Below are 25,396 nucleotides of genomic sequence, written 5' to 3' on the forward strand. Positions count from 1 at the left end.
GTGTCAGTCACCGTGGAAACCGCCGCCCGGACCGCCCCGGCAGCAGTGATTGTCGCGATCGACGGCCCCGCTGGCACGGGCAAGTCCAGCACCTCCAAGGCCGTCGCCGCCAAGCTGGGCCTCGGCTACCTGGACACCGGCGCCCAGTACCGGGCGATCACCTGGTGGATGGTGAACAACGGCATCGACATCGACGACGCCGTGGCCGTGGCCGACGCCGCGGCCAAGCCGGTGATCGTCTCCGGTACCGACCCGGCCGCCCCGGCCATCTCCGTCGACGGCGTCGATGTCGCCGGGCCGATCCGTACCCAGGAGGTCACCTCCCGGGTGAGCGCGGTCAGCGCGGTCCCCGAGGTGCGGACCCGGATCACCGAGCTCCAGCGGACCATCGCCGCCGAGGCCCCGCGCGGCATCGTCGTCGAGGGCCGGGACATCGGCACCACGGTGCTGCCCGACGCCGACGTCAAGATCTTCCTGACCGCGTCCGCCGAGGCCCGGGCGGCTCGCCGCAGCGGTGAGCTCAAGGGCAAGGAGGCGGCCGACCTGGCCGCCACCCAGGCGGCGCTCGCCAAGCGGGACGCCCTGGACTCCGGCCGGAAGACCTCGCCGCTGGCCAAGGCCGATGACGCCATCGAGGTGGACACCACCGAGCTCACCCTCGACCAGGTCATCGAGTGCGTGGTCACCCTCGTCGAGGAGAAGCGGACGGGCGTGTGACCGGACCCGCCGACACACTGCCGAGCGCGGCCGGAGCCGCGGTGGGACGCCGGATCGGCATCGGGCTGATGTACGGCCTCTGGCGGCCGCGGGTGCTGGGCGCCTGGCGGGTGCCGTCCGCCGGGCCGCTGATCCTCGCGGTGAACCACACCCATAACATCGACGGCCCGATGCTGATGGGCACCGCGCCCCGGCCGGTGCACTTCCTGATCAAGAAAGAGGCGTTCATCGGTCCGCTGGACCCGTTCCTGCGCGGCATCGGGCAGCTGAAGGTGGACCGTACGACCACCGACCGGACGGCGATCACCGACGCCCTGGGCGTGCTGGAGCGCGGCGGGGTGCTGGGGATCTTCCCCGAGGGCACCCGGGGCCAGGGAGACTTCGCCTCGCTGCGCGCGGGGCTCGCGTACTTCGCCGTCCGCTCCGGCGCGCCGATCGTGCCGGTGGCCGTGCTCGGCTCCGGCGAGCAGCGCAACGGCGACGGCGAGCTCAGGCCGCTGCCGCGGCTGCGCAGCCGGATCGACGTGGTCTTCGGTGACCCGTTCGAGGCGGGCGACGGCAGCGGCCGACGGACCCGGGCGGCTCTGGACGAGGCGACCACGCGCATCCAGAAGCGCCTGGGCGCGCACCTGGGGAACGCCAGGCGGCTCACCGGCCGCCGCGACGAGACATGAGACCCGCGAGCCCGCACAACGGGCGCGTGGCCTGAGGGACGACGAGGAACGTAACTTCATGAACGACCAGATCCACAGTGGCGGCGACGAGCACGGAGAGCTTGGCGACGCCGAGTACACGGAGTTCATGGAGCTCGCCGCGGAGGAGGGTTTCGACCTCGAGCAGGTCGAGGGCGACCTCGCCGCGGCCGGACACGGTCCGCTGCCCGTCCTGGCGGTCGTCGGCCGCCCCAATGTCGGCAAGTCGACTCTGGTGAACCGGGTCATCGGCCGCCGTGAGGCGGTGGTCGAGGACAAGCCGGGCGTCACCCGGGACCGGGTCACCTACGAGGCCGAGTGGTCCGGCCGCCGCTTCAAGGTGGTCGACACCGGCGGCTGGGAGCAGGACGTACTCGGTATCGACGCGTCCGTGGCCGCGCAGGCCGAGTTCGCGATCGAGGCCGCCGACGCGGTGGTCTTCGTGGTGGACGCCACGGTCGGCGCCACCGACACCGACGAGGCCGTGGTCAAGCTGCTGCGCCGGGCGGGCAAGCCCGTGGTGCTGTGTGCCAACAAGGTCGACGGGCCCAGCGCCGAGGCGGACGCCGCCATGCTGTGGTCGCTCGGCCTCGGTGAGCCCCATCCGGTCTCGGCGCTGCACGGCCGTGGCACCGGCGACATGCTGGACGCGGTGCTCGAGGCGCTGCCCGAGGCCCCGGCCCAGACCTTCGGGGCGACCGTCGGCGGACCGCGCCGGATCGCCCTCATCGGCCGTCCCAACGTGGGCAAGTCCTCGCTGCTGAACAAGGTCGCGGGCGAGGAGCGGGTGGTCGTCAACGAGGTGGCGGGCACCACCCGCGACCCGGTCGACGAGCTGATCGAACTCGGCGGTGTGACCTGGAAGTTCGTGGACACCGCCGGTATCCGCCGACGGGTCCACCTCCAGGAGGGCGCCGACTACTACGCCTCGCTGCGCACCGCGGCCGCCGTGGAGAAGGCCGAGGTCGCGGTCATCCTGATCGACACCAGCGAGTCGATCAGCGTCCAGGACCAGCGGATCATCTCGATGGCGGTCGAGGCCGGACGCGCGATGGTGATCGCCTACAACAAGTGGGACACCCTCGACGAGGAGCGCCGCTACTACCTCGAGCGGGAGATCGAGACCGAGCTCGCGCAGATCCAGTGGGCGCCCCGGGTCAATGTCTCCGCGCGCACCGGCCGTCATATGGAGAAGCTCGTCCCGGCGATCGAGACGGCGCTGGCGGGCTGGGAGACCCGGGTCCCCACCGGGCGGCTGAACGCCTTCCTGGGCGAGATCGTCGCCTCCCACCCGCACCCGATCCGCGGCGGTAAGCAGCCCCGCATCCTCTTCGGGACGCAGGCCGGGACCCGGCCGCCGCGGTTCGTGCTGTTCGCCTCGGGCTTCCTGGAGGCGGGCTACCGCCGCTTCGTCGAGCGGCGGCTGCGCGAGGAGTTCGGCTTCGACGGGACGCCGATCCAGATCTCGGTGCGGGTGCGCGAGAAGCGCGGCCGCAAGAAGTAGCCGGCCGCGGGACGGAGCGAGGGGCAGCGGGCGCGCGGGGGTGGGCGCACCCCCGGCACCCGTTCAGCGGGGCCGGTTCAGTAGTCGTGCCCCCGCCCGTCGCGCTGACCCGGCGGCAGGGCGGGGAGGTAGCCGCGGTAGTACGGGCCGCCGGTGTCCCACGAGCCGCTGTGGCCGCCCGCCCGGCCCTGGCCGCCGATGGTCAGTCCGCGGGGCTGACCGGTGTGGCCGATGGCGCTGAACGCGACGAACTCCAGGTCCTCCTCGTCCGAACGGTCACCGGGCAGCGCCCGGAACAGCCTCCGGTACTCCGCGTAGAGCGCGTCGTAGATCGGCGTGGCGGAGTGGCGCCAGGGGTCGGCCGATGCCTCCAGCGCGGGGCGCATTGCCGGAATGTAGCCGTATGAGGGGGAACGATAGGGGAGGTCGTATGCGTGCACGTATGTGCCAACGACCCGGCCGCCCGTCGGATGCGGCATCGATGGCGAATGGGCATCCCGTGGCGGATGATCGGGGCCGGGAACGGCGGAGGTCATCGGCGTCAGGTGCCCGCGAGCGGCATCGAGGCGCCGACCAGCGCACCGCTCGCGGCGGCCCGGTCCAGCGCCGTGCGCAGCTGGTCCTCGCGCGGCTGGGTGCCGATGGTGCCCGCCGGTGCGGCGTAGAGCATCACCTGCTGGGAGCGGTTGACCGCGTTGCGCCAGCCCTCGCTGAGCGGCATCGGACGGTGCGCCTGCCACCAGGCCACCGGGGCGCCGCCGTTCGCCGACGGCATCAGCACCGCGTGCAGCTGGCCCATGGCGATCAGCACCGACCAGCCGTGGTTGGGGCCGGGCGGCCGGTTCAGATCGACGACCGGCAGGAAGCCCTGCTCGGTCAGGAGTGACAGGAAGTCATCGACCTGCTGCGAACCCGGCCGGTTGATCGGCGCCGTCGGTTCGACCACCAGCGCGGGCCGCGCCTCCGCGCCGACCAGCACCACCCCGCTGGTGACCCCGAGGACGGCCTGCGCCGTCTGCGCGCGCTCCTGCGGCTGTGCGGGCGGCCGGACGGCCTGGGCCTGGGCCCGGGGCTGTGGCGCCTCGGCGTAGCCGGACGGGGCGGCATACCCCGAGGGGGCGGCGTAGCCGGACGGGACGGCGGCCGCGGCCCGCGGCGCGGGCTCCGCGAGCGGATCGGCCGTGTCCTCCCCGGTGATGGAGCGCACCGCGCCGCGCAACTGCTCCTCGGAGACCGGCACCACCTGGGACGGAACACAGGTGGCATGCGCGAAGGCGAGTACGGCCGTCTCCTGCCCGACGAAGAGCACGGTGCTGGTGCGCTCCTGCTGGGTGTTGCCCGGGGTGCGGCAGGAGGTGCAGTCGTAGGCGCCCGGGGCGTTGTCACCGGTGAGCAGCCGGTCGGCTTCTTCATCGCCGATTTCGGCGCGTACGTCATCGCTGACGTCGAGCATGCGCGGCACGGGTGGCTCCTCGGTATCGGTCCTGTGCCGGGTGTCTCCCGGCTCATATGGAGAACAACGGGCCATCCACGGCGGGGGTCACGCCGCCCGGGCCGTCCCCGGGGGCTCGGATGCGTCAGATCCCCTCGGAGTTCCCTCAGTTCGCTACCGATTTCACATCTGTTATGGAACAAAGTGGTGATGAGGGCCAACCCGTCACCCCTGGGGCCGGTCTCACCTCTCAGTAGGCGGACGACTGACCAGTCCGCGGGGAACCAGTCGGATACGGGGACGACGGGGACGGATGCACATATCATTCCTGATTCACAATGCGTACGGGATCGGCGGGACGATCCGGACCACGTACAACCTCGCCCGCACGCTGGGCGAACAGCACGATGTGGAGATCGTCTCGGTGTTCCGCCACCGTGATCAGCCGATCTTCGATCCCGGGCCGCACGTACGGCTCAGCCATCTCGTGGACATCCGCAAGGGAAGTCCCACCTACGACGGAGCGGACCCTGACCACGCCCGCCCCGCCAAGGTCTTCCCCACCGACGAGGGCCGTTACAAGCAGTACAGCGAGCTCACCGACCGCCGGATCGGCGAACACCTCAGGGGGCTCGAGGCCGATATCGTCGTCGGGACCCGGCCCGGCCTCAATGTGCATATCGCGCGCGACGCCCGCCGCGGTCCGATGCGCGTCGGCCAGGAGCATCTGACGCTCAGCACCCACTCCCGGGGGCTGAAGCGGGCGCTGCGCGGTGTCTATCCGCGGCTGGACGCGGTCACCACCGTCACCGAGGCCGACGCCCGGACCTACCGCGGCCAGATGCGGCTGCCGGGGGTGCGGATCGAGGCGGTGCCCAACAGCGTGCCCGAGCCCGGTCTGGAGCCCGCCGACGGCACCGGCAAGTGGGTTGTCGCGGCCGGCCGGCTGGCCCCGGTGAAACGGTACGACCTGCTGATCCGCGCGTTCGCCAAGGTGAGCGCGGCCCGTCCGGACTGGCGGCTGCGGATCTACGGTGGCGGCGCCCAGCACGACACGCTACGCGCGCTGATCGATGAACTCGGCCTGTACAACCATGTGTTCCTGATGGGCCCGGCCAACCCGCTGGACCCCGAGTGGGCCAAGGGCTCCATCGCGGCCGTCACCTCCAGCCTGGAGTCGTTCGGCATGACCATCGTCGAGGCGATGCGCTGTGGGCTGCCGGTGGTCTCCACCGACTGCCCGCACGGCCCGGCCGAGATCATCGACAACGGGGTGGACGGCCGTCTGGTGCCCACCGGCGACGCCGACGCCGTGGCCGGGGCGCTGCTCGACCTGATCAACAACGATGAACTGCGGCAGCAGATGGGGCAGGCGGCGCTGAAGGACTCGGCCCGGTTCGACCCCTCCCGGGTGGCCGGGCGCTACGAGTCCCTCTTCGCCGACCTGGTGGCGCGCAGCGGACTGCGAGGCACCCTCCACCGTGCCCGCGGCAGTCTGCTCAGCGGCGCGCTGGCGACCACGGACTCGCTGCGGAAGGTGCGGCTGGCATGAGTGCGCTGAGCGGAGGTGTGTCCATGACGTCGGCGGGGGCGGCGGAGCGAACCCAGGAGGACAGCATGAACGAGACCGGAGAGGCCGCCCCCACCCGTGCCGACTGCGTGGCGGATTCCGCCGGTGGGCTCACCTTCCAGATCTCCGACTGGGTCCCGCCCCGGCCCGGCAGCTACGACGACTGGAGCGGCGCCCTGGTGCTGATCCGCCGGGGCGCGGCGGACCACGACGACGGCGAGGTCCGGCTGCCGCTCGGCCCGACCGGCGACGGGCGGCTCCGGGCCGCGCTGCCGAGCACCGTAGCCCTGCCCGAGGGCCGCTGGGACGTGCACGTCGCCTACGGGGAGAGCGAACCGCGGCGGCTGGCGCCGGGGCTGAACGATCTGCGCTCGCTGGTCGACCGCAGACCGGGCCCGAGCACCTCCCCGCTGTCCGTGCGCATCCCGTACACCACCAAGCACGGCAATCTCTCGCTGCGCAGCTGGCGGCGGGCACCGCACGCCGAGGCCGGGGAGATCCGGCTGGAGGACGGCGCGATGGCCGTCCACGGGCAGCTCCACCGTGTCCGCCACCCCGCGCAGTGGCTGGCCGGGGCGGTCCTGGAGGCGCGCTGCCGCCGGGACACCGCCCGGGTGCGCACCGTGCCGGTCACCGCGGACGGCGCGGAGTTCTTCTGCACCCTGCCCTTCGCCGAGCTGGCCGGGGACTGGGACGGCGGTACGGAGCTCTGGGATCTGAGGCTGCGCCCGGCGGACGCGGCGGAGCCGACCGCGCGGCTGGCCCGCATCCTGGACGATATCCCGGACAAGAAGGAGATCTTCACCTATCCGTCCACGGAGGTGATCGCACCGCACGGCCGGGCGCGAGTGCGTCCGTACTACACCCGGGACAACGATCTGGCGGTCCGGGTCGAGAGGTCCGAGTGACCGGTGGGGCGGCCCCGCGCGGGGCCGCCCCGTACCGGCCCGCCCCGGCGGTGCGCCAAGACCTCGCGGAGATGAGGACAGTGGCCGTCCGCAAGGGCTGGCAGACTCGGATCCATGTTGGAGACCTCGGCACGTCTGCTGCGTCTGCTCTCCCTGTTGCAGGCCCACCGTGAATGGTCCGGCGCCGACCTCGCCGACCGGCTCGGGGTGACCCCGCGCACCGTACGCCGCGACGTCGACCGGCTGCGCGAACTCGGCTACCCCGTGCACTCCGCACCCGGTACGGCGGGCGGCTACCAGCTGGGCGCGGGCGCCCAGTTGCCCCCGCTGCTGCTCGACGACGACGAGGCGGTGGCCGTCGCCGTCGGGCTGCGTCAGGCGGCGGCGGGCGGCGGTGTCGAGGGCATCGAGGAGACCTCGGTCCGCGCCCTGGCCAAACTGGAGCAGGTGCTGCCGGACCGGCTGCGCCGCCGGGTCGGCGCCCTGAGCTCCTTCACCGTGACGATGACCGGCGGGATCCCCGGGCCCGGTGTGGACCCGGAGGTGCTGACCGAACTGGCCAACGCCTGCCGCGACTCCCATATCCTGCGCTTCGCCTACCGCGACCACGGGGGCACCGTCAGCCGCCGCACCGCCGAGCCCCACCGGCTGGTCTGCGCCCAGCGCCGCTGGTATCTGGTCGCCTGGGACGTGGACCGGGCGGACTGGCGCACCTACCGGGTCGACCGGATCACCCCGACCCCGCCGCACGGCGCCCGGGTCGCCCCGCGCCGTCCGCCCGCCGACGACCTGGCCGGCTATGTCTCCCGCGGGGTGTCCACCGCCGTCTACGCGGAGAGGGCCACCGTGCTGCTGAAGGTCCCCCTCGAGCGGGCGGCCGCCCGCGTCTCGCCCTCGGCCGGGGTGCTGGAGGCGGTCGACGAGTACAGCTGTCTGCTGCACACCGGCGCCCATGGCCTCGATGTGATGGTGGTCCACATCATGCTGATGGGCTTCGACTTCGAGGTGCGCGAGCCCGCCGAGCTGAACGACCACATCCGGCTGATCCGGGACCGGCTGGACCGGGCCCTGGACTGATCCGCGCTCCCGGTCACCCGCCGCGCGGCTTCAGCTGCTGGTCCTCATCCTGGGCCGCCCGCGCCACCTCCGGATGGTGGAGATCGAAGGCGGGGGACTCGGTGCGGATCCTCGGCAGCGTCGTGAAGTTGTGCCGGGGCGGCGGACAGGAGGTCGCCCACTCCAGCGAGCGGCCGAACCCCCAGGGGTCGTCCACCTCGACCCGCTTCCCGTACACGGCCGTACGCCAGATGTTGTACAGGAACGGCAGGGTGGACAGGCCCAGCAGGAACGCCCCGATCGTGGAGACGGTGTTGAGCGCCGTGAAGCCGTCCGCCGCCAGATAGTCGGCGTAGCGCCGCGGCATCCCCTCGACGCCCAGCCAGTGCTGGACCAGGAAGGTGGTGTGGAAGCCCACGAAGAGCGTCCAGAAGTGGATCCGCGCCAGCCGTTCGTCCAGCAGCTTCCCGGTGAACTTCGGCCACCAGAAGTAGAAGCCCGCGAAGGTCGCGAAGACGACCGTGCCGAACACCACGTAGTGGAAGTGGGCGACGACGAAATAGCTGTCGGTGACCTCGAAGTCCAGCGGGGGCGAGGCCAGGATCACCCCCGTCAGCCCGCCGAACAGAAAGCTCACCAGGAAGCCGACGGCCCACAGCATCGGCGCCTCGAAGGACAGTGAGCCGTTCAGCATGGTGCCGATCCAGTTGAAGAACTTCACCCCGGTCGGCACCGCGATCAGGAACGACATCAACGAGAAGAACGGCAGCAGCACCGCGCCGGTGGCGAACATATGGTGCGCCCAGACCACCATCGACAGCCCGGTGATGGCCATCGTCGCGCCGATCAGCGTGAGATAGCCGAAGATCGGTTTGCGGGAGAAGACCGGGATGATCTCGCTGATGATGCCGAAGAACGGCAGCGCGATGATGTAGACCTCGGGATGGCCGAAGAACCAGAACAGATGCTGCCAGAGCAACGCCCCGCCGAACCGGGCGTCGAAGACCACCGCCCCGAACCGCCGGTCCGCCTCCAGCGCCAGCAGCGCCGCCGCCAGCACCGGGAACGCCATCAGGATCATGATCGAGGTGAAGAGGGTGTTCCAGGTGAAGACGGGCAGCCGGAACATCGTCATCCCCGGGGCGCGCAGCACCATGATGGTGGTCAGGAAGTTGACCGCGCCCAGGATCGTGCCGAAGCCCGTCAGCGCCAGCCCCATGATCCACATATCGGCGCCCACACCGGGGGAGCGCACCGCGCTGTTGAGCGGGGCGTAGGCGGTCCAGCCGAAGTCGGCGCCGCCGCCGGGCACCAGCAGACCGCACACCACGATCAGCGCGCCGAACAGGTACAGCCAGTACGAGAGCATGTTGAGCCGGGGGAAGGCCACATCCGGCGAACCGATCTGCAACGGCATGATCTCGTTGGCGAATCCCGCGAACGCGGGGGTGGCGAACAGCAGCAGCATGATCGTGCCGTGCAGGGTGAACGCCTGGTTGTACGCCTCCTGGGAGACCAGCTGGATCCCCGGCCGGGCCAGCTCGGCCCGCATCACCAGGGCCAGCACCCCGCCGATCAGGAAGAAGCCGAAGGAGGTGATCAGATAGAGGTGGCCGATCTTCTTGTGGTCGGTGGTGGTGAGCCAGTCCACGACCACCCGGCCCCGCCGCGGCAGCCACACCCCGCCGGTCGTGGCGGGTGTGGTGTCCGTCGTCATGCCGCCATGATCACCCGGTGGACGCCCCGATCCGCGGAGGTCTGCCGAGCGTCACTCCCTCGGGGGCAACAGCGGACCGAGTGGCCCAAGGTCCAGATTGAGGTCCGACGGCGCGATGCCGTAGCGCTCGCACAGCCCGCTCATCCGGTCGTCCAGCAGCATCAGCGTCAGACCGATCCGCTCCTCCTGGTCCTCCGTCAGATCACCCTGGTCGACGCGGCGCAGCGCCTGCCGCTCCATGAGCTGGCGCAACAGCTCCACGACGGTCAGCACCAGCTTCATCAGATCGCGCTCGACGGTGTCCTGGTCCAGCTCCACCTTCCGGCTCACGGTTCCTCCCAGGGGGACGGCACGTTCTCGTTGACCGAGCTGATGAGCGCGCGCAGATCGATCCGGACGAGATCGACGTCGGCGATCCGCAGGGTGAGATCACCGGTGATCACCACACCGCCCGCGAGCAGCCGGTCCAACAGGTCCACCAGCGCGATCTCCCGGTGGGCCAGGGGGCTTGTGGTCATCCGCCGGACCGCCCCCGCACGCTGTCGTCCTCGCTGAACGGGGCGACGAAGGAGTACGGCACCCAGGGCCCGGTCAGCTCCAGACGCACCCCCGCCGAGCGCCGGGCCAGCTCCTCCACCCGCTCGGCGAACGCGGGGCCGTCCGCACGCGGCACCAGATAGGCGGCGTTGAGCACATTGCGGTCCGCCTCACCGGAGATCCGGGCGTCCTGCGGAGGATGCAGCCGGGCCTGTTCGGCGTGGCCGCACAGGGCGTCGTGCACCTGCCGCGCCCCGTCCTCGCTCCGTCCCCAGCGCTCCTCCGACGCCTGCCGCTCGGCCCGGCGCCTGCGCAGATAGTCGCGGCCGGAGGCGGCGGCGGTGGGTGACGCGGCCGGTTCCGCGGGCGGCGGCGCCGCGGCGTACACCTTGACGCCCCATTCGACCCGGCCGTCCAGCCGGTCCAGCGCCTCGGTGAACCGGTCCCGCCCGCTCTCGAGCATCCGCCGCAGCCCCTCCTCGCCGCGGCAGACGGTGGCCAGCCGGACCGGCACCACAGCGGTGTCCGCACCGGCGGCGTCCACCACCCGGGCATGGGCGCGGGCGATCCGCTCCAGCCACTCCAGCTTCTCCAGCCGCTCCTTCAGCGGCCCTTCGTCGAACTCCCCGGCCGGAACCGGGCCCGCCACCACGGCGAGACCGAGATGGACGACGGCGCGCACCGGTTCGCCCGCCACCCCGGGGACGCCCGCCAGGGCCGTGTCCAGCGTGCCGGTGTCCCGGACCACGGCGTACGCGTACTCGAGCCCGTCGTACCGCTGTCCGTCCGCCCCGAGTGGTTCGGTCATCAGCCCTCTTCCCGCCCTTCCAGCTCGTCCCGGCCGCGGGCACGTGACGAGAGCGAGGGGTCGTGCTCCCACCAGTCGATGCCCATTTCCTTGGCCTTGTCGACGGAGGCCACGATCAGCCGCAGTTTGATCGTGAGCAGTTCGATGTCGAGCAGATTGATACGGATATCGCCTGCGATGACGATTCCCTTGTCGAGCACCCGCTCCAGGATGTCGGCCAGGTTGGCCCCGCTCTCGCCCCGGGCGGCCAGCCCGCCCGGGGAGGGGGAGCGGGACGCCATGGGGGAACCGTAGGCGGTCGTGGTCATGGGGTCCCGTTCACCCATCGGCGTGCCTCCTCCATCCGGTCGAGCAGCACGTCCTCCCGCCGCTCGAACTCTTCCTCGTCGATCAGCCCCTCCTCCAGCTGGCTCTCCAGCGCGATCAACTCGCCCTGGATGTTGGCGGGGTTGTAGTACTCCCGCTCCGCCTGGGTGAGGAGCTGCCGGAGCACCCAGCCGATCAGCAGCATCAGGAATCGACGAAGCTGTACGGCGGCAGCGGCCCGTTGACCCGCAGTTGCAGCTGCGGATGGGCCTTCTCCAGCTCGGCCACCGCCTCCAGCAGGGCAGCGGCGCCGTCCTTGGCCAGCAGTACGGACAGGCTCAGGAACCAGCCGCCGCTCTCCGGACCGGGACGCACCGCCTCGGCCGCCGGGGCCAGGGCCTTCTCCACCAGCGCGGCGTCGCGCGCCTCGCGCGCCCGGACCGCGGCGGCCACCAGCTCGCCGAAGCGCACCCGGTCCTCGTAGGTGCCGCCGCCGGAGGCCCGGTTGGCCTCGGCCATCATCCGCAGCTCCGGCTCCTCGGAGAGCACCTGGTGGAGTACGGCGTTCTCCTCGTGGACCGCCTTGACGTTGTACTCCACCCGGTCCGCGAGCCGGGAGAGCTGGTCGTGGTAGCGCTCGGCGTGCTCGGACAGGACCGTGCGCACATCGTCGTCGTTGGTCGACACCGAGCCGAAGCGCATCGGCAGCACCGGATGGGCGTCGCCCACCTCGGCCAGCACATGCTGATGGGCCAGCAGATCACGGCGCCGGGGCTTGAGTTCGGGCGGACAGTCGCTGACGATCGCGGACAGCTCGCCCTCGGTGAGCGCGCGGACCGGCAGCGGGGGGTCGCCGATACCGTGCAGCCGGTCGCCGAGGTCGGCCACCTCACCCCGCGCGATGCCGTAGACGTAGGTGCTCACTCGCCCTCCTCCGCCTTCTTCGACGTCGTCTTGCGGGTGCTCGTACGGCGGCTGCGGCTGCGGGCCGGCTCCTCCTCGCGCTCATCGCTCCGGAGCGCCTCGGCCACGGTGTTGGCCGCCTTGCTGACCGTCTCACCGGCGCCGGACAGCGCGCCCTTGGTCTTGCTGCGCGCGGCGCCCTCGGTGGCGCCGTCGAGGATCTCGGGGATACCGGGGGACTTATTGGGACCGGACTCCAGATCGAGCCGGTTGCACGCCTCGGCGAAGCGCAGATAGGTGTCCACACTGGCCACCACGACCCGGACGTCGATCTTGAGTATCTCGATTCCGACGAGGGAGACGCGGATGAACGCGTCGATCACCAGCCCACGGTCGAGGATGAGTTCCAGGACGTCGTAGAGACCGCTGCTGCCGCCTCCACCCCTGGACTGCTGTGCCGGGACAACGGTCGTCATATCGGGTGTGCTCCTCTCTCGGTTCCGGTCGGCTCCCGCGCGGGTGGGCCGGTGGCCCTCCGCACGGTCAGCCGCGGTCACTTCGCCCGCGTTCATAGCGGCGGATACGGCGGTAGCCGGTGAGTACGCCGTCCGGATCGAGAGTCAGCTCATACAGAGCCATCAGACTCATCGTCTCCGGCACCCGGGCGAGCTCCACCACCTCGACGTCCAGCGCCCATCCGTCCTCGGTCCGCTCCATGCGCGGCACCGCCTCGGGAACCAGGCCCGTCAGCTCGACGAGCTGGTCACGGGCAGAGCGCAGGAGCGCCACCGGGGTCATACCGTCGGTCGCCTTCTTCTTGTCGCGGGTCTCATCGTGTGAGTCAGTCGAGTCAGTCATGTTCACTCCGGTCGCGGCGGGTACCGCGTCCGGACCCGGGTAAACCTGACGGTTCATGAATGGCGATTTGTGGTGGATTTGTGTGCTCCGACTACTTCCGGGCGAAGTATTTCCGTCGCTCGTTTCATTTGTTCGGCGGAGAGATCGGAGAGCCCGCGTCCTATACCAGACCGGTGCCTTTGGCACGGGAAATCGACGAAAACGATCGGTCATCCGGGAGGGCGTCAACATGAACCCCGGACGAGTGACAAACTCGCCGACAAACCCGGGCGTGTTTTCTGTGACACAAGTGTGACGAGTGACGGACTCGGGGCGGATGAGGTGGTGCCCACCGTGATCCAGCTCTCGCTTTCCCACCCGTTCGGGGCCGCCTACGGTGGCTGTCATGGGACCTGTACCGAACCTTCCGGCCGAACCCGAAGACGACCTCGAAAGCTATCTGGGACTCGACGCCACGACCGCCGAGGAGAGGGCGCGGGAGCGCGGCTGGACCACTGTGCGGAAGCTGCCGCCGGGCGCGATCATCACGATGGAGTACCTGGTCGGCCGCATCAACTTCGAGGTCGCCGACGACGCCGTACGGCGCTGCTGGCACGGCTGAGCCCTTACGCGACGCACACGGGCCACGACAACGGCCCCGGACGCTCTGCTGGGAGCGTCCGGGGCCGTTGTGCGCGGTCCTGGTGGTGCGGTCGCCGGTGCGGGGGAGGGGCTTGTGCGTACCGTCCCGCGGCCGGGCGGGGGTTAGCCGCCGGTGGCCGTCGTATGCCCGCGGCCCGAGCCGGAGCCGGAGCCGTACGGGCCGGAGGCGGCGCGGGGCACCCGGTCGGCGTGTGGCGGACGGCGGCTGCCGGCCGGGCTGACCGGGGTCCGCTCGGAGCGCGGGGTGTGCTGGTGCTGGCGGACCGTGTGGTGCTGCCGGGGCTCGGCGACCCGCGCGGTGGGGCCGCCGGGGGTCCGTCCGGACCCGGTCACGCCCACCGGCTCACGCGGCGGCAGTTCGTCGTCGCGGGCGGTCCGCGGGGTGGCCAGCGTGGACCCGGCAAGCGGGCGCGCGAAGGGGACGGGGACCGGTACCGGAGGCCGGCCGCTGTGCTGGCGCAACCGGTGCCACAGGCCCAGCAGCAGCACCTCGGCGCGGTACATCACCGGCTCCAGCCAGGGCAGGGCCAGCAGCACCAGAACACCGGCCGCCCAGCCCAGCACCACATCGCTCAGCCAGTGGGTACCGAGGTAGACGGTGGTCATGCCGACGCCGAAGGCGAACCCCGTGGCGATCAGCGAGGCGACTCTGCGGGCCACCGGCGTGGTCGCCAGATACGCGAGAACACCCCAGGTGACCACGGCGTTCGCGGTGTGACCGGAAGGAAATATATCGCCGTTGCCCCACATCTCGTTGGAGCCGACGGTGGTCGCGTAGTGCGGGCCGAGCCGTCCGAAGCCCAGCTTCACCGCACCCACGGTGATGTTCAGCAGCAGCAGTGAGCTGCCGAGCACCAGCAGCGGGCGCAGGGTGCGCTGCCGGTGGCAGCACCATCCCAGCCAGGCGGCGACCGCCACGGCGGTGGGGCCGCGCTGGCCCATGACCACGAAGTAGTCCAGGAAGGTATGGATCTCCGGCCACTGCTTGTAGGGCCGGAACAGCATGACCTGCCAGTCCAGCTTCACCAGCCACGAAGTGGTGAGCACGCCGATGACCGTGGCCGCGTAGACCGCCAGGGTGGACCCGAGCAGCCAGCGGCGGGTTCGGGTCATGCGCGGTCGCGCGAGATCGGTCGGGCGCTCCTCCGCCTCGGGGAGCTTGTCTTCGGTACGCACCTAATCGACGTTACATTGCGTGACAGGTGGGTTCGGTCGATCACGTCGCTTTGTGATGACGATGTGATGTGGAGTTCGTCTCGTCGGCGGCTTTTGGCCGCCCCATTCCGGCGTAATCCGCGAGGCCCGGGGACATTTGTGCGCCCGGTCTTCCTATCGGCGTCAACAGGTCCTTTATGGATTACTTACAGCGGCGTTTATCGGCGATTGGCCGTGCCGTTCCCACCCGTTTCCCGGGGCGTCGCCGCCCCGCGGCGCGGCGGGGCCCCGCCGGACGCGCCGGCCCCAACTGGCGCCGCCGGGTGGCCGGATCACGGTGGCCCCGAACCATGCAGCCAGAACGCCCCGTAGAGCGCGGAGCCCAGCCCCGCCGAGCCCAGGACCACTGCCGTACGCGCCGTACGCAGCCGGGCCAGGCCCAGCGCGAGCGGCAGCAGCAGGGGGAAGGCTGGGATCAACAGCCGTGGTTTGGAACCGAAGTAGCCCTTCGCGGCCAGCGCCAGCACCAGCACCGCGCCGCAGTACGCCAGCAGCGGCGGCGGTTGGTGCTCCCGCACCCCGCGGGCGTACAGCCACAGCAGCGCCGCGACACCGGTCAGCAGCGCGAGCCCGGTGGGGTAGGACGGACCCGACAGTATGGCGCCGAGGAAGCCCGCGAAGGCGAGGCCCCCGTCGAAGCCGTTTCCCCAGCCGCTCTGGACGTCGAAATAGCCGCTGGCGCTGCCGGTCTCGAAGCCGACCCACAGCACATAGCCGAGCCAGCCCAGCGGAGCCAGCGCCACCGAGGCGAGCAGCCGGGGCCGGGCGCGCCAGGCCCGCCGCCACCGCCCCCCGGGCAGCAGCTCCGCGGCCGCGGCGACCCACACCGCGGCGATCACCGCCGCCCCCACCGGCCGGGTGAGCCCGGCGAGCGCCGCGAGCACGCCCGCCGCCAGCCACCGCCGGGTGAGCACCGCGTACATCCCCCAGGCGGCCAGCGCGGTGAAGAGGGACTCGGAGTACGCCATCGACTGCACGATGCCGACCGGCAGCACTCCCCAGAGCACCGCCAGCGCGGTGCCCACCCGCCGCCCGTACAGCAGATCGCCGACCGCGAAGATCCCCCACGCGGCGAACAGTGAGGTGACGCAGCTCACCGCCAGCCCCGCGTCGGCGGCGTCAAGCGGAGATATGGCCGAGATCACCCGTTCCAGCGTGGGCAGCAACGGGAAGAACGCCAGATCCGAGTGGATCGTGCCGTCCGCCAGGTACAGCGTGTGGCCGTACCCCTCCTCGGCGATACGGGAGTACCAGAGGGAGTCCCAGCGGGCCGAGAGGAGCTGATGGGGACTTCTGCCGGCCACCGCCCCCCAGGCCGCCATCACCACCAGCCCGACCAGGCGCGCCCCCGCATACGCGAGCAGCGCCGGGGCGGCTCGGTGCAGCGCGGCGCGCAGGGGGCGGCCGGGCCGGCCGTCGTCCCCGCGCGGCACGCTGGGGGCGTGATCGAGAACTGTCACGGCGACGATTATCAAGCATGATCCGGACCGCCCGTGGCGCCTGTGGACAACCGTGAGGCGAACAGCGGAGCGACATCCCGGCGCCACCTCCACGACACCGGGGGATGTGCGAGAGGTGAGGGGACAAAAGGGGAATGAGTGAACGTACGCCTCCTTAATCGCCTCCTCGCCCAGGTGCAACATGACCTGCGGCACACGGTCGGCGCGGCGACTCGCGTACCCTGACCACTCACTCGCGCCGTCGCCACCGGGTCACCGGAAGCGTCCCCACGACGTGACGTCTCCGCCCTCCCGGGCGGACCGCGAGCGCAAGACCACGGGAGGTGCGTACATGTCAGGGACGACCACGGGCCGCGAGCAGCGGACGGCGGGCGTTCCCCGGCAATGGCGCGGGACCGAAGCGGGCGGCGGTGCGAACCGCTGGGTCGTTCTGCTCGTCCTCTGCGTCAGCCTGCTGCTGGTGGCCGTCGACGCCACCGTGCTCCACGTGGCGGTCCCCGCCGTCACCGAGGACCTGCGCCCCGGCTCGATCGAGCTGCTGTGGATCGTGGACGCCTATCCGCTGGTCTGCGCGTCGCTGCTGATCCTCTTCGGCACCCTCGGCGACCGCGTCGGCAGACGCCGGGTGCTGCTGCTCGGCTACGGCCTCTTCGGCGCCGCCTCGGCCCTCGCGGCCTTCGCCACCACCCCCCAGACCCTCATCGTGGCCCGCGCCCTGCTGGGCGTCGGCGGCGCGATGATCATGCCCGCCACCCTGTCGATCCTGCGCCAGGTCTTCCCCGACCGCCGGGAGCGCGCCCTGGCCATCGGCGTCTGGAGCGCGGTCGCCGCCGTCGGCGCGGCCGTCGGCCCGCTGCTCGGCGGCTTCCTGGTCGAGCACTTCTGGTGGGGCTCGGTCTTCCTGATCAACATCCCGCTGATGGTGGTGGCCCTGCCCGTGGGCCGCTGGCTGCTCCCGGAGTCCACCGGAGACCGCCACGGACCGTGGGATGTGCTGGGCGCGGTCATGGCGGCCGGCGGACTGTTCTGCCTGGTCTTCGGAGTGAAGCGGGTGGGCGGCGGCTTCGGTCTGCTGGAGCCGGTCACCGCCCTCCCGGTGCTGGGCGGTGTCGCGCTGCTGGTGCTGTTCGTCCGCCGTCAGCGGCGCCGTACGCATCCGCTGGTCGACCTCAACCTCTTCGGCCGTGCCGCCTTCTCGATCTCGGTCGGCTGTATCGTGCTGGCCCTGCTCGCGCTCGTCGGCCTGGAGCTCATAGCCGCCCAGTACCTCCAGCTGGTGCTGGGGCTCACCCCGCTCGAGACCGGGCTGCGGCTGCTGCCGCTCACCTTCGCCGCCATGGCCGCGGGGCTCGCGGGGTCCCGGATGCTCCAGGGGCTCGGCCCGCGCACGATGGTGGCGCTCGGCTTCGGGCTCACCGCCGCCGCGGTGCTCTCCCTCACCGTCATGGGCCAGTCCGACCGGCCCGGGGTGCTCATCGGTGCCTTCGTCGTTCTCGGCTTCGGCCTGGAGACCACGCTCTTCGGCGCGTACGAGTCCATGCTCAACGAGGCGTCCGCGAAGTCGGCCGGTGGCGCCGCCGCCATCGGCGAGACCTCCTACCAGCTCGGCGCCGGAATCGGCATAGCGCTGCTGGGCAGCGTGATGAACGCGGCCTACAAGCCCGGCGTCTCCTCGGTCACCGGGGTGTCGCACCAGGACAGCACCGCCGCCGGACAGTCGCTGGGCGCGGCGTACGACGTCTCGCAGGAGATCGGCGGGGCGGCCGGAGAGGCGCTGCGCGCCGCCGCCCGCGCCTCCTTCGTCCACGGACTGCATGTCACGCTCGTGGTCAGCGCGGGCCTGCTGCTGATGGGCGCGCTGGCCGCGCTGCGGCTGCCGAAGACCATGGAGTGCGCCCCCGCCGACGAGGAGGTGCCCGCGCCGGGCGCCGTCGCGGACACTCCGGGCGCCGCGGACCGTATCGAGGCCGCGGAGGTCCCGGCCCGCCGCGACCGCGCGGCCGTCGTGGGCGCCGACTCCTCCGGCTGACCTGGCGCGGAGCCACCGGTACGGGCCCGAGTGGGTCTGGACGGCGGACGGGACCCGGCCGTAGCGTCGGAGCCGACACGGATGATCACCTGGCCGTCGTGGCCGAGGGCGCGCGCCCGGCGACCGGTGGAGATCCGCAGCACCCGCCGCACCCGCCGTATCGCACCGGAGGCCGCTTCCCATGTCCGCTGGCACCCTGCCGCCGTTCGACCCGAGCGATCCGCTGGGCATCGACGACCTTCTCGACCCCGAGGATCTTGCGGTCCGCGACACCGTGCGGCAGTGGGCCGCCGACCGCGTCCTGCCGCATATCGCCGACTGGTACGAGCGCGGTGAGCTGCCCGGGATCCGTGAACTGGCCCGTGAGCTGGGCTCGATCGGCGCGCTCGGGATGTCGCTGACGGGCTACGGCTGCGCGGGCGCCAGCGCCGTCCAGTACGGACTGGCCTGTCTGGAGCTGGAGGCCGCCGACTCCGGGATCCGCTCCCTGGTCTCGGTGCAGGGCTCGCTGGCGATGTACGCGATCCACCGCTTCGGCTCCGAGGAGCAGAAGCAGCGGTGGCTGCCGGGGATGGCCGCCGGCGAGATCATCGGCTGCTTCGGGCTCACCGAGCCCGATATCGGCTCCGACCCGGCCGCCATGCGCACCCACGCCAAACGGGACGGCTCCGACTGGGTGCTGACGGGCCGCAAGATGTGGATCACCAATGGTTCGGTGGCCGGGGTCGCGGTGGTCTGGGCCCGTACCGACGATGGCATCCGCGGCTTCGCCGTGCCCACCGGCACCCCGGGCTTCTCGGCCCCCGAGATCAAGCACAAGTGGTCGCTGCGTGCCTCGGTCACCAGCGAACTGGTGCTGGACGAAGTGCGGCTGCCCGCCGACGCGGTGCTGCCCGGGGCCACCGGGCTGCGCGGACCGCTGAGCTGTCTCAGCCATGCCCGCTACGGCATCGTGTGGGGCGCGATGGGCGCGGCCCGGGCGTCGTTCGCCGCGGCGCTGGAATACTCCCGCACCCGTGAGCAGTTCGGCCGCCCCATCGGAGGGTTCCAGCTCACCCAGGCCAAGCTGGCCGATATGGCGCTGGAGCTGCACAAGGGTGTGCTGCTGGCCCACCATCTGGGACGGCGGATGGACGCCGGGCGGCTCCGCCCCGAGCAGGTCAGCTTCGGCAAGCTGAACAACGTACGGGAGGCGATCGAGATCTGCCGTACGGCCCGGACCATCCTGGGCGCCAACGGGATCTCGCTGGAGTACCCCGTGATGCGGCATGCCACGAACCTGGAGTCGGTGCTCACCTACGAGGGCACCGTCGAAATGCACCAACTGGTGCTCGGCAAGGCGCTCACCGGCCTCGACGCCTTCCGGTGAGGCGGCCGGGGGCGCCTCACCGGCGGCAGAGGCGGCAGACGCCTTACCGGCGGCAGAGGCGCCTTACCGGCGGCAGGGGCCGAGCCCCGCGCGAGGGGCTCAGCTCTGGTTGAAGAAGCCGCCGATCGAGCGCTGGGCCTCACCGCTGACGATCTGGTAGTCGGCGGGGGTGAGGAGGAAGACCCGGTTGGCGACGCGCTCGATGGAACCGCGCAGCCCGAACGTCAGCCCCGCCGCGAAGTCGACGACCCGCTTGGCGTCGGCGGACTCCATCGTCGTCAGATTGACGATGACCGGGACGCCCTCCCGGAACAGCTCACCGATGCCCCGGGCGTCCCGGAAGCCGTCCGGGGTGACCGTGGCGATACGGGTGCCCTGGTCCTGCGCGGCCTGGTCGGCCACCCGCACGCGCGGGTCGGTCACCCAGGAGTCGCCGGGCTCGGGCCCCTCGGCGTAGTCGTCGTCGTAGTAGCGCTCGTCATCGCTGTCGTCGACGAGGCCAAGCCAGGCACTCGCCTTGCGTACCGATCCCATGGACGCCTCCTTTCGCTAACGGTGTGTACTGTCCGCCCCTCTATGGTCGTCCATGATGCGGATGGTGTGCCACGTGGATTGCGGCCGCACAGGGGATTCGTGACGTTACTGGTGCACAACGGCTGGCGCCATATCAGAGTTCCACCTGCTTAAGGGGGCTGACGGAGTGCTGGGTAGACTCCGCCGGGCCGGACGGGTGACGTCAGGGACGTACGGGTGAACGGGGATCTTCGTGTTTGGCATTATCCGGCCTTGCCGCCATCGGCTGTCGGAAAACCTGCGGACCGAGTGGATGGCGCATCTGTGCGGGTTGTGCCTCGCATTGAGGGGTGACCACGGGCAGTTCGCCCGTATTGCCACCAATTACGACGGTCTGGTGATCTCGGTTCTGGTCGAGGCCCAGGCCGGACGCACCGACGACCGGCGGCGCACCGCCGGGCCGTGCCCGCTGCGCGGGATGCGTACCGCCTCCGTCGCCCAGGGCGAGGGCGCCCGGCTCGCCGCGACCGTCTCGCTCGTACTGGCCTCGGCCAAGATGCGTGACCATGTGGAGGACGGCGACGGGGCGTTGGCCCGGCGGCCGGTCGCCGCGGCCGCCCGCCGGGTCGCCGCCCGGTGGGACCGGGCGGGTGCGCGCAGCGGCGCCGAGATCGGTTTCGACACCGCCGTACTGCTCGACGCGGTCGGCCGGCAGGCCGGGATCGAGGGCGGCGCCGGGGCAGGTACCTCACTGCTGACCGTCACCGAGCCGACCGAGACCGCGACCGCCGCCGCCTTCGGCCACACCGCGATCCTGGCGGGGCGGCCGGAGAACCGGGCCCCGCTCGAGGAGGCCGGACGGCTCTTCGGACGGCTGGCCCATCTGCTGGACGCGGTGGAGGACCTGACCGAGGACGCCGAGACCGGCGCCTGGAACCCGATCGCCGCCACCGGCGCCGACCTCGCCGACGTCCGCAGGCTCTGCGACGACGCGGTGCACGGCGTACGGCTCGCCCTCCGGGACACCCGGTTCGCGAGCAAGGGCTCGGGCAAGCTGGCGCATCTGCTGCTGGCGCATGAACTGCCGCGCGCGGTGGACCGCGCCTTCGGCACCACCGGCTGTACGCATACCACCGATGGCGCGCCCCTCGGATCCGGTGCGCCGGAGCTCGAGATGCTCGGCCCCGAGGGGGCGCAGGGGTCCCAGGGGGTGCACGGGTCCCATGGGGCGCCGCCGCAGTCGCCGTGGATCAACAACCCGCACGGACCCGGTGGCGCGCCGCCCGAGCCGCCGAACCGGGGCCGCCGCCGCGGGCTGATAGCCGGGTGCGCGGTGTGGGCCGGACTCTTCTGCACCTGTCAGGTGTGCTGCAAGGACCCGTACTACGACCCGTGGACGGGGCAGCCGCGCGAGGGGCTGTGCCACAAGTGCGATGACTGTTCCGACTGCTGCGATTGCTGTGACTGCTGCAACTGCGACTGTGGTTGCTGCGACGGTTGCGACTGCGGGTGTGACTGCGGCTGTTGAGGGACGGCCGAGCGCGAGGGGAGCGCCGAAGCGGTTGTGCTGCAACGGGTGTGCCGAAGCGCGGGTGTGAGGACGCGTGAGAACGCGGGCATACGGGGCCACATCGGACACCGGAGCGCGATGGGCGGGCGAAGCCTCCCGAACGGCAGCGGAGGCGGGCGGTCAGCCCGAACAGGACGACGACCACACCCGACCGAAGTCGATGTGGTCGCGGGTGACCAGTCGCCGCCGTGAACGCATGGGCCCAAGTGCAGCAGCCTTCCGGCGGTGCGTCAACTGTGATGAGACGCGCTGCTCACAGTACGGACAGCCTTGACAACCCGCCGTAGGGACGCCCTAATCTCGGCGCCAGGCCGTGCTGAGGGGCGCGGCCGGGTGTGAGGCCCATGCGTGAGTTCACTTCAGAACTCACGGAGTCTTCACGTATGTCCGCGATCCCGGACCTCCCGTCCCGACCGCCCCGAACCCCGCACCGCGACGGCACTCCGCACCGCGCCGGCGCGACCCGCCACCCCGGCCGGACCGCTCGCCGTCAGCCCCGGCGACGGCCGGATCCTGGACCGGGACGGACGCCCGCATCCGCGCCGCTTCGCCCTCGGCCCGCACACCGGCGCCCGCGCCTCCGGCGCCTTCGCCCGGCCGCGCACCCACGCGCCCGCCTTCCGCCGGAACGACGCGACCGCGCGGGCGCTGCCGCGCTGTCCGCGCGAACCGACCCGTAGCGCCCCGCGTCACCGCCCGGGCGCACGGCCCCGCCGTCCCGCCTTCACCGCTTCACCGCTTCACCGAAGGACGCCGAAGGGCCGAAGGACGCCGAAGGGCCCCCCGCGTCATCGACCTCCGACCACCCCGACCGAGGAAGGCCCTGACCATGGCCCCATCCCCCGGCACTCTGCATCTGGCCGCCGCCATCGACGGCACCGGGCAGTACACGGCGCCGTATTACGTCGAGCTCGCGCGGCTCGCCGAGAGCGGCATGCTCGACTTCATCACCCTGGACGACTCGTTCGGCCCCTCGGGGGAGGAGCAGGGCCGGCCCGACGCGCTCACCGTCCTCGCCCGCGTCGCACCGGACACCGGACGGATCGGTCTGGTGCCGACCGTCACCACCACCCACACCGAGCCGTTCCACCTCCCCTGTGCCGTGGCCACCCTGGACTGGATGAGCCGCGGCCGGGCGGGCTGGACGGTCTCGGTGTCGACGGCCGAGGCCGAGGCGGCGGAGGTGGCCGAGGGGGGCGCCCGGCTGTGGGGCGGCCGGGAGGACGACCCGGAGATCCGCGACCTCGCCGGTGGTCTCTTCGTCGACCGCGACAAGCCGCACGACGTCGACTTCGAGGGCGGCCACGTCCGGGTGCGCGGCCCGTCCCTCGTGCCCCGGTCCCCGCAGGGCCATCCGGTGGTGGCCGTCGACGCCACCGACCCCGTCACCTGGCATACCGTCGCGCGCCACGCCGATGTGGCGTTCATCCGGGCCACCACCCCGGACGCGGCGGGCCGCATACGCGATGAACTGCGGCGCCGCGCCGAGGAGTCGGGCCGGGGGCGGAACGCGCTCACCGTGCTCGCCGCCGTCACCGTGGACCTGGCGGACGGCGAGTACGCGGCCGGACTCGCCGTCCACGGCGGCCCGTTGACCGCCGTGGACGGCGGGCCGCCGCTGTACCGCGGGGGACCGGTCGGCCTCGCGGAGCTGATCGCCGGATGGCATACCGCGGGAGCCGTGGACGGCTTCCACATCACCCCCGCCGGACCGCCGGGCGATCTCGAACGGTTCGTCAACGGCACCGTGGCGCTGCTCCAGCACCGCGGACTGTTCCGCACCTTCTACCCCGGTACGACGCTCCATGAGCATCTGGGGCGGCCGCGCCCCGCCAACCGCTACGCCCTGGCGAGGGAGGCGGCGCGGTGAACGACACGAGCGGGCCCCAAGTGGCGGGCGCTGTCGGAGGGGAAAGGGCTGTCTATCCGGCGGACCGTCATCGAGGTGACCGGACGGCAGTCGTCCATCGGCGCTCCGGAGGCGGCCGCCGCCGAGATGGCCGCATTCGTACGGGGCGAGACGGCCGACGGCTTCATCCTGGTCCCGCATCCGACCCCCGGCGGACCCGACGACTTCGGGGACCGGGCGGTCCCGCCGCGCCAGGAGCGCGGGGTGTTCCGTACCGCGTACACCGGCCGCACCCTCCGCGATCACCTGGGACTTCGTCATCCGGGAGGGGCGGACCGAACGGTTCGCCAAGGGCCTTCGCGGCGGACCGGACGGACGCCCGAGAGGCTTCGGCCGGGTCGACGGAACCTGAGCGTCCGTAGCGGCGTCCTCATGAACACCCAGGGGATGGGCGCACCGCCCCGGCGGCCGGAAGCCGCCGGGGCCAGGTGCCGGGCGTTCCGCTGACTGTTCCGAATTGTCTCTTGCGCGCTGAGGGTGACGGCCCGAATACTGCGGGAAGCGCTTGTCAGGAACACGTCGGAAATTCCCGCCGACATGATCGCTGACTGCGCCTCACGGGCCTGCCCACCCAAGCGGACCCCCGATTCCCTCGGAGGAAGAGTTGAGGATCGAGCGCACTGCCCCCCACGGCACCCAGGCGAGACGTATAGCCCTGATCGCCGCCACCTCCGCGCTGCTGGCCGGAACGGCACTCGCCGCCCCCGCCGCCTACGCCGGCAGCGACAAAGCCACCGCCTTCAGCGCGTCGGAGGCCAAGGCGGCGAGCGACGCCGTCCTCGAGGCCGATGTCGCCGGCACCGCCTGGTACGTCGACAAGGCGACCAACGGCCTTGTGGTCACCGCCGACAGCACCGTCTCCGCGAACGAGATCGCCAAGATCAAGGACGGCGCCGGTGCGAGCGCCGACGCGATCGAGATCAAGCGCACCCCGGGCAAGATCAACAAGTTGATCTCCGGCGGTGACGCCATCTACGCCACCAGCTGGCGCTGCTCCCTCGGCTTCAACGTCCGCAACAGCAGCGGAGCCAACTACTTCGTCACCGCGGGTCACTGCACCGACGGCGCGGGCACCTGGTGGTCCAACTCCGGGCACACCACCACCATCGGCCCCACGGCCGGATCCAGCTTCCCGACCAATGACTACGGTCTGGTCCGGTACAGCGGCTCGGTCAGCCCCTCCGGCACCGTCGGCAGCCAGGACATCACCCGCGCCGCCAATCCCACCGTCGGCCAGACGGTCACCCGCCGCGGCAGCACCACCGGTATCCACAGCGGCCGGGTCACCGCGCTGAACGCCACCGTCAACTACGGCAACGGCGACATCGTCTACGGCATGATCCAGACCACCGTCTGCGCCGAGCCCGGCGACAGCGGCGGCCCCCTCTATGCCGGGTCCACCGCCCTCGGCCTCACCTCCGGCGGCAGCGGTAACTGCTCCAGCGGCGGGACCACCTTCTTCCAGCCGGTCGTCGAAGCGCTGAACGCCTACGGGGTCAGCGTCTACTGACCGCCCCCGGCGTCCGGCCTTCACCGCATCGTTCACCCTCGCCGTCATCGGCATGCCCGCGGCCGCCCTCACCGGTCGTCGGCGTACGGCGAAGGAGCCCCCGCCCCAAGGAGTCGGGCGGGGGCTCCCCCCTGTCGTCGAGCCGGACTATCGTGGACATCAATACCCCGG

26 protein-coding genes and 2 pseudogenes are annotated in these 25,396 nt (G+C 71.7%); 14 read left to right on the forward strand and 14 right to left on the reverse strand.

Features of this window, described 5'->3' with window-relative positions; translation table 11 throughout:
* Window positions 1-12: 12 nt before the first annotated feature.
* The 3 genes from cmk to der are packed head-to-tail and all read left to right on the forward strand — an operon-like array spanning window position 13 to window position 2,913.
* A complete protein-coding gene (gene cmk, locus AB0C66_RS22345) occupies window positions 13-717 on the forward strand; it encodes a (d)CMP kinase (protein WP_362441194.1) in 705 nt (234 codons plus the stop codon).
* On the forward strand, window positions 714-1,391 hold the full coding sequence (locus AB0C66_RS22350; protein WP_362441197.1) for a lysophospholipid acyltransferase family protein: 678 nt from the start codon (window positions 714-716) through the stop codon (window positions 1,389-1,391). Before cmk ends, AB0C66_RS22350 begins: the two co-directional genes overlap by 4 nt.
* Window positions 1,392-1,449: 58 nt before the next feature.
* Window positions 1,450-2,913: a ribosome biogenesis GTPase Der gene (gene der, locus AB0C66_RS22355; protein WP_362441200.1), complete on the forward strand. Its 1,464-nt coding sequence runs from the start codon at window positions 1,450-1,452 to the stop codon at window positions 2,911-2,913.
* Between the two features lie 77 nt (window positions 2,914-2,990).
* Here the strand turns inward: der and AB0C66_RS22360 are convergent, their stop codons facing one another.
* Complete coding sequence (locus tag AB0C66_RS22360; RefSeq protein ID WP_362441202.1) at window positions 2,991-3,392, reverse strand: hypothetical protein; 402 nt, start codon at window positions 3,390-3,392, stop codon at window positions 2,991-2,993.
* A 62-nt stretch (window positions 3,393-3,454) separates the two neighbouring features.
* On the reverse strand, window positions 3,455-4,375 hold the full coding sequence (locus AB0C66_RS22365) for a hypothetical protein (RefSeq protein WP_362441205.1): 921 nt from the start codon (window positions 4,373-4,375) through the stop codon (window positions 3,455-3,457).
* Window positions 4,376-4,658: 283 nt separating this feature from the next.
* Between AB0C66_RS22365 and AB0C66_RS22370 the strand changes: the two genes are divergently transcribed.
* From AB0C66_RS22370 to AB0C66_RS22380, 3 genes are all read left to right on the forward strand, one after another.
* The gene (locus tag AB0C66_RS22370; RefSeq protein ID WP_362441208.1) at window positions 4,659-5,897 is read left to right on the forward strand and encodes a glycosyltransferase family 4 protein; all 1,239 of its coding nucleotides are present in this window, start codon (window positions 4,659-4,661) and stop codon (window positions 5,895-5,897) included.
* Between the two features lie 65 nt (window positions 5,898-5,962).
* Window positions 5,963-6,823, forward strand: a complete 861-nt coding sequence (locus AB0C66_RS22375) for a hypothetical protein (RefSeq protein WP_362441211.1) — start codon at window positions 5,963-5,965, stop codon at window positions 6,821-6,823.
* Between the two features lie 114 nt (window positions 6,824-6,937).
* Window positions 6,938-7,900, forward strand: coding sequence for a YafY family protein (locus AB0C66_RS22380; protein WP_362441214.1), 963 nt, complete (start codon window positions 6,938-6,940; stop codon window positions 7,898-7,900).
* Between the two features lie 13 nt (window positions 7,901-7,913).
* Here AB0C66_RS22380 and ctaD read toward each other — a convergent pair whose 3' ends face one another.
* From ctaD to gvpO, 9 genes are all read right to left on the reverse strand, one after another.
* Window positions 7,914-9,596 (reverse strand): cytochrome c oxidase subunit I, encoded by a 1,683-nt coding sequence (ctaD, locus tag AB0C66_RS22385; RefSeq protein ID WP_362441217.1) that lies wholly within the window; start codon window positions 9,594-9,596, stop codon window positions 7,914-7,916.
* A gap of 51 nt (window positions 9,597-9,647) precedes the next feature.
* On the reverse strand, window positions 9,648-9,926 hold the full coding sequence (locus AB0C66_RS22390; protein ID WP_362441220.1) for a gas vesicle protein K: 279 nt from the start codon (window positions 9,924-9,926) through the stop codon (window positions 9,648-9,650).
* Entirely contained in the window at window positions 9,923-10,114 is a 192-nt protein-coding gene (locus tag AB0C66_RS22395; RefSeq protein WP_254744192.1) for a gas vesicle protein, read from the reverse strand. The genes AB0C66_RS22390 and AB0C66_RS22395 overlap by 4 nt, the downstream gene beginning before the upstream one ends.
* Window positions 10,111-10,941: a GvpL/GvpF family gas vesicle protein gene (locus tag AB0C66_RS22400; protein ID WP_362441223.1), complete on the reverse strand. Its 831-nt coding sequence runs from the start codon at window positions 10,939-10,941 to the stop codon at window positions 10,111-10,113. Before AB0C66_RS22400 ends, AB0C66_RS22395 begins: the two co-directional genes overlap by 4 nt.
* Window positions 10,941-11,222, reverse strand: coding sequence for a gas vesicle protein (locus AB0C66_RS22405; protein WP_362441226.1), 282 nt, complete (start codon window positions 11,220-11,222; stop codon window positions 10,941-10,943). The genes AB0C66_RS22400 and AB0C66_RS22405 overlap by 1 nt, the downstream gene beginning before the upstream one ends.
* 23 nt (window positions 11,223-11,245) lie before the next feature.
* Entirely contained in the window at window positions 11,246-11,452 is a 207-nt protein-coding gene (locus AB0C66_RS22410) for a gas vesicle protein GvpG (protein WP_362441229.1), read from the reverse strand.
* Window positions 11,452-12,171 carry a GvpL/GvpF family gas vesicle protein gene (locus AB0C66_RS22415; RefSeq protein WP_362441232.1) on the reverse strand — a complete coding sequence of 240 codons (720 nt, stop codon included), beginning with the start codon at window positions 12,169-12,171 and terminating at the stop codon, window positions 11,452-11,454. The genes AB0C66_RS22410 and AB0C66_RS22415 overlap by 1 nt, the downstream gene beginning before the upstream one ends.
* Window positions 12,168-12,626 carry a gas vesicle structural protein GvpA gene (locus AB0C66_RS22420; RefSeq protein ID WP_362441235.1) on the reverse strand — a complete coding sequence of 153 codons (459 nt, stop codon included), beginning with the start codon at window positions 12,624-12,626 and terminating at the stop codon, window positions 12,168-12,170. The genes AB0C66_RS22415 and AB0C66_RS22420 overlap by 4 nt, the downstream gene beginning before the upstream one ends.
* A gap of 67 nt (window positions 12,627-12,693) precedes the next feature.
* The gene (gene gvpO / locus AB0C66_RS22425; protein ID WP_362441238.1) at window positions 12,694-13,008 is read right to left on the reverse strand and encodes a gas vesicle protein GvpO; all 315 of its coding nucleotides are present in this window, start codon (window positions 13,006-13,008) and stop codon (window positions 12,694-12,696) included.
* Window positions 13,009-13,393: 385 nt separating this feature from the next.
* Here gvpO and AB0C66_RS22430 point away from each other — a divergent pair, with 385 nt between their 5' ends.
* The gene (locus AB0C66_RS22430) at window positions 13,394-13,609 is read left to right on the forward strand and encodes an I78 family peptidase inhibitor (protein WP_362441241.1); all 216 of its coding nucleotides are present in this window, start codon (window positions 13,394-13,396) and stop codon (window positions 13,607-13,609) included.
* A gap of 143 nt (window positions 13,610-13,752) precedes the next feature.
* Here the strand turns inward: AB0C66_RS22430 and AB0C66_RS22435 are convergent, their stop codons facing one another.
* Both AB0C66_RS22435 and AB0C66_RS22440 read right to left on the reverse strand, forming a co-directional pair.
* Window positions 13,753-14,826 (reverse strand): phosphatase PAP2 family protein, encoded by a 1,074-nt coding sequence (locus AB0C66_RS22435; protein ID WP_362441244.1) that lies wholly within the window; start codon window positions 14,824-14,826, stop codon window positions 13,753-13,755.
* Between the two features lie 311 nt (window positions 14,827-15,137).
* Complete coding sequence (locus AB0C66_RS22440) at window positions 15,138-16,325, reverse strand: hypothetical protein (protein ID WP_362441247.1); 1,188 nt, start codon at window positions 16,323-16,325, stop codon at window positions 15,138-15,140.
* 331 nt (window positions 16,326-16,656) lie between these two features.
* On the opposite strand from AB0C66_RS22440, the gene AB0C66_RS22445 reads away from it, so the two are divergent.
* Entirely contained in the window at window positions 16,657-18,354 is a 1,698-nt protein-coding gene (locus AB0C66_RS22445) for an MFS transporter (RefSeq protein ID WP_362441250.1), read from the forward strand.
* Between the two features lie 181 nt (window positions 18,355-18,535).
* The gene (locus AB0C66_RS22450) at window positions 18,536-19,723 is read left to right on the forward strand and encodes an acyl-CoA dehydrogenase family protein (RefSeq protein ID WP_362441253.1); all 1,188 of its coding nucleotides are present in this window, start codon (window positions 18,536-18,538) and stop codon (window positions 19,721-19,723) included.
* Between the two features lie 99 nt (window positions 19,724-19,822).
* On the opposite strand, the gene sepF is transcribed toward AB0C66_RS22450, so the two are convergent.
* A complete protein-coding gene (sepF, locus tag AB0C66_RS22455) occupies window positions 19,823-20,257 on the reverse strand; it encodes a cell division protein SepF (RefSeq protein ID WP_362441256.1) in 435 nt (144 codons plus the stop codon).
* Window positions 20,258-20,489: 232 nt separating this feature from the next.
* On the opposite strand from sepF, the gene AB0C66_RS22460 reads away from it, so the two are divergent.
* The 5 genes and pseudogenes from AB0C66_RS22460 (at window position 20,490) to AB0C66_RS22480 (ending at window position 25,225) form a co-directional block, all read left to right on the forward strand.
* Window positions 20,490-21,764 carry a DUF5685 family protein gene (locus AB0C66_RS22460; protein WP_362441259.1) on the forward strand — a complete coding sequence of 425 codons (1,275 nt, stop codon included), beginning with the start codon at window positions 20,490-20,492 and terminating at the stop codon, window positions 21,762-21,764.
* Window positions 21,765-22,274: 510 nt separating this feature from the next.
* Window positions 22,275-22,454, forward strand: a pseudogene (locus tag AB0C66_RS22465) (adenylate cyclase); the annotation flags it as partial.
* Window positions 22,455-22,635: 181 nt separating this feature from the next.
* A complete protein-coding gene (locus AB0C66_RS22470; protein ID WP_362441261.1) occupies window positions 22,636-23,676 on the forward strand; it encodes an LLM class flavin-dependent oxidoreductase in 1,041 nt (346 codons plus the stop codon).
* A gap of 18 nt (window positions 23,677-23,694) precedes the next feature.
* Window positions 23,695-23,970: pseudogene (locus AB0C66_RS22475) on the forward strand (F420-dependent methylene-tetrahydromethanopterin reductase); the annotation flags it as partial.
* A gap of 349 nt (window positions 23,971-24,319) precedes the next feature.
* Window positions 24,320-25,225 (forward strand): S1 family peptidase, encoded by a 906-nt coding sequence (locus AB0C66_RS22480; protein WP_362441264.1) that lies wholly within the window; start codon window positions 24,320-24,322, stop codon window positions 25,223-25,225.
* The last annotated feature ends 171 nt before the right edge of the window (window positions 25,226-25,396 follow it).

It is taken from the genome of Streptomyces sp. NPDC048636 (genome assembly GCF_040650655.1).
Taxonomy (GTDB): domain Bacteria; phylum Actinomycetota; class Actinomycetes; order Streptomycetales; family Streptomycetaceae; genus Streptomyces.

Coding starts and splice junctions, on each gene's coding strand:
- AB0C66_RS22450 (WP_362441253.1), top strand. CDS start 18,536: ATGTCCGCTGGCACCCTGCCGCCGTTCGACCCGAGCGATCCGCTGGGC.
- gvpO (WP_362441238.1), bottom strand. CDS start 13,008: ATGACTGACTCGACTGACTCACACGATGAGACCCGCGACAAGAAGAAG.
- AB0C66_RS22420 (WP_362441235.1), bottom strand. CDS start 12,626: ATGACGACCGTTGTCCCGGCACAGCAGTCCAGGGGTGGAGGCGGCAGC.
- AB0C66_RS22395 (WP_254744192.1), bottom strand. CDS start 10,114: ATGACCACAAGCCCCCTGGCCCACCGGGAGATCGCGCTGGTGGACCTG.
- AB0C66_RS22375 (WP_362441211.1), top strand. CDS start 5,963: ATGAACGAGACCGGAGAGGCCGCCCCCACCCGTGCCGACTGCGTGGCG.
- AB0C66_RS22370 (WP_362441208.1), top strand. CDS start 4,659: ATGCACATATCATTCCTGATTCACAATGCGTACGGGATCGGCGGGACG.
- ctaD (WP_362441217.1), bottom strand. CDS start 9,596: ATGACGACGGACACCACACCCGCCACGACCGGCGGGGTGTGGCTGCCG.
- AB0C66_RS22430 (WP_362441241.1), top strand. CDS start 13,394: ATGGGACCTGTACCGAACCTTCCGGCCGAACCCGAAGACGACCTCGAA.
- AB0C66_RS22380 (WP_362441214.1), top strand. CDS start 6,938: ATGTTGGAGACCTCGGCACGTCTGCTGCGTCTGCTCTCCCTGTTGCAG.
- AB0C66_RS22360 (WP_362441202.1), bottom strand. CDS start 3,392: ATGCCGCATCCGACGGGCGGCCGGGTCGTTGGCACATACGTGCACGCA.
- AB0C66_RS22470 (WP_362441261.1), top strand. CDS start 22,636: ATGGCCCCATCCCCCGGCACTCTGCATCTGGCCGCCGCCATCGACGGC.
- der (WP_362441200.1), top strand. CDS start 1,450: ATGAACGACCAGATCCACAGTGGCGGCGACGAGCACGGAGAGCTTGGC.
- AB0C66_RS22445 (WP_362441250.1), top strand. CDS start 16,657: ATGTCAGGGACGACCACGGGCCGCGAGCAGCGGACGGCGGGCGTTCCC.
- sepF (WP_362441256.1), bottom strand. CDS start 20,257: ATGGGATCGGTACGCAAGGCGAGTGCCTGGCTTGGCCTCGTCGACGAC.
- AB0C66_RS22410 (WP_362441229.1), bottom strand. CDS start 11,452: ATGCTGCTGATCGGCTGGGTGCTCCGGCAGCTCCTCACCCAGGCGGAG.
- AB0C66_RS22405 (WP_362441226.1), bottom strand. CDS start 11,222: ATGGCGTCCCGCTCCCCCTCCCCGGGCGGGCTGGCCGCCCGGGGCGAG.
- AB0C66_RS22400 (WP_362441223.1), bottom strand. CDS start 10,941: ATGACCGAACCACTCGGGGCGGACGGACAGCGGTACGACGGGCTCGAG.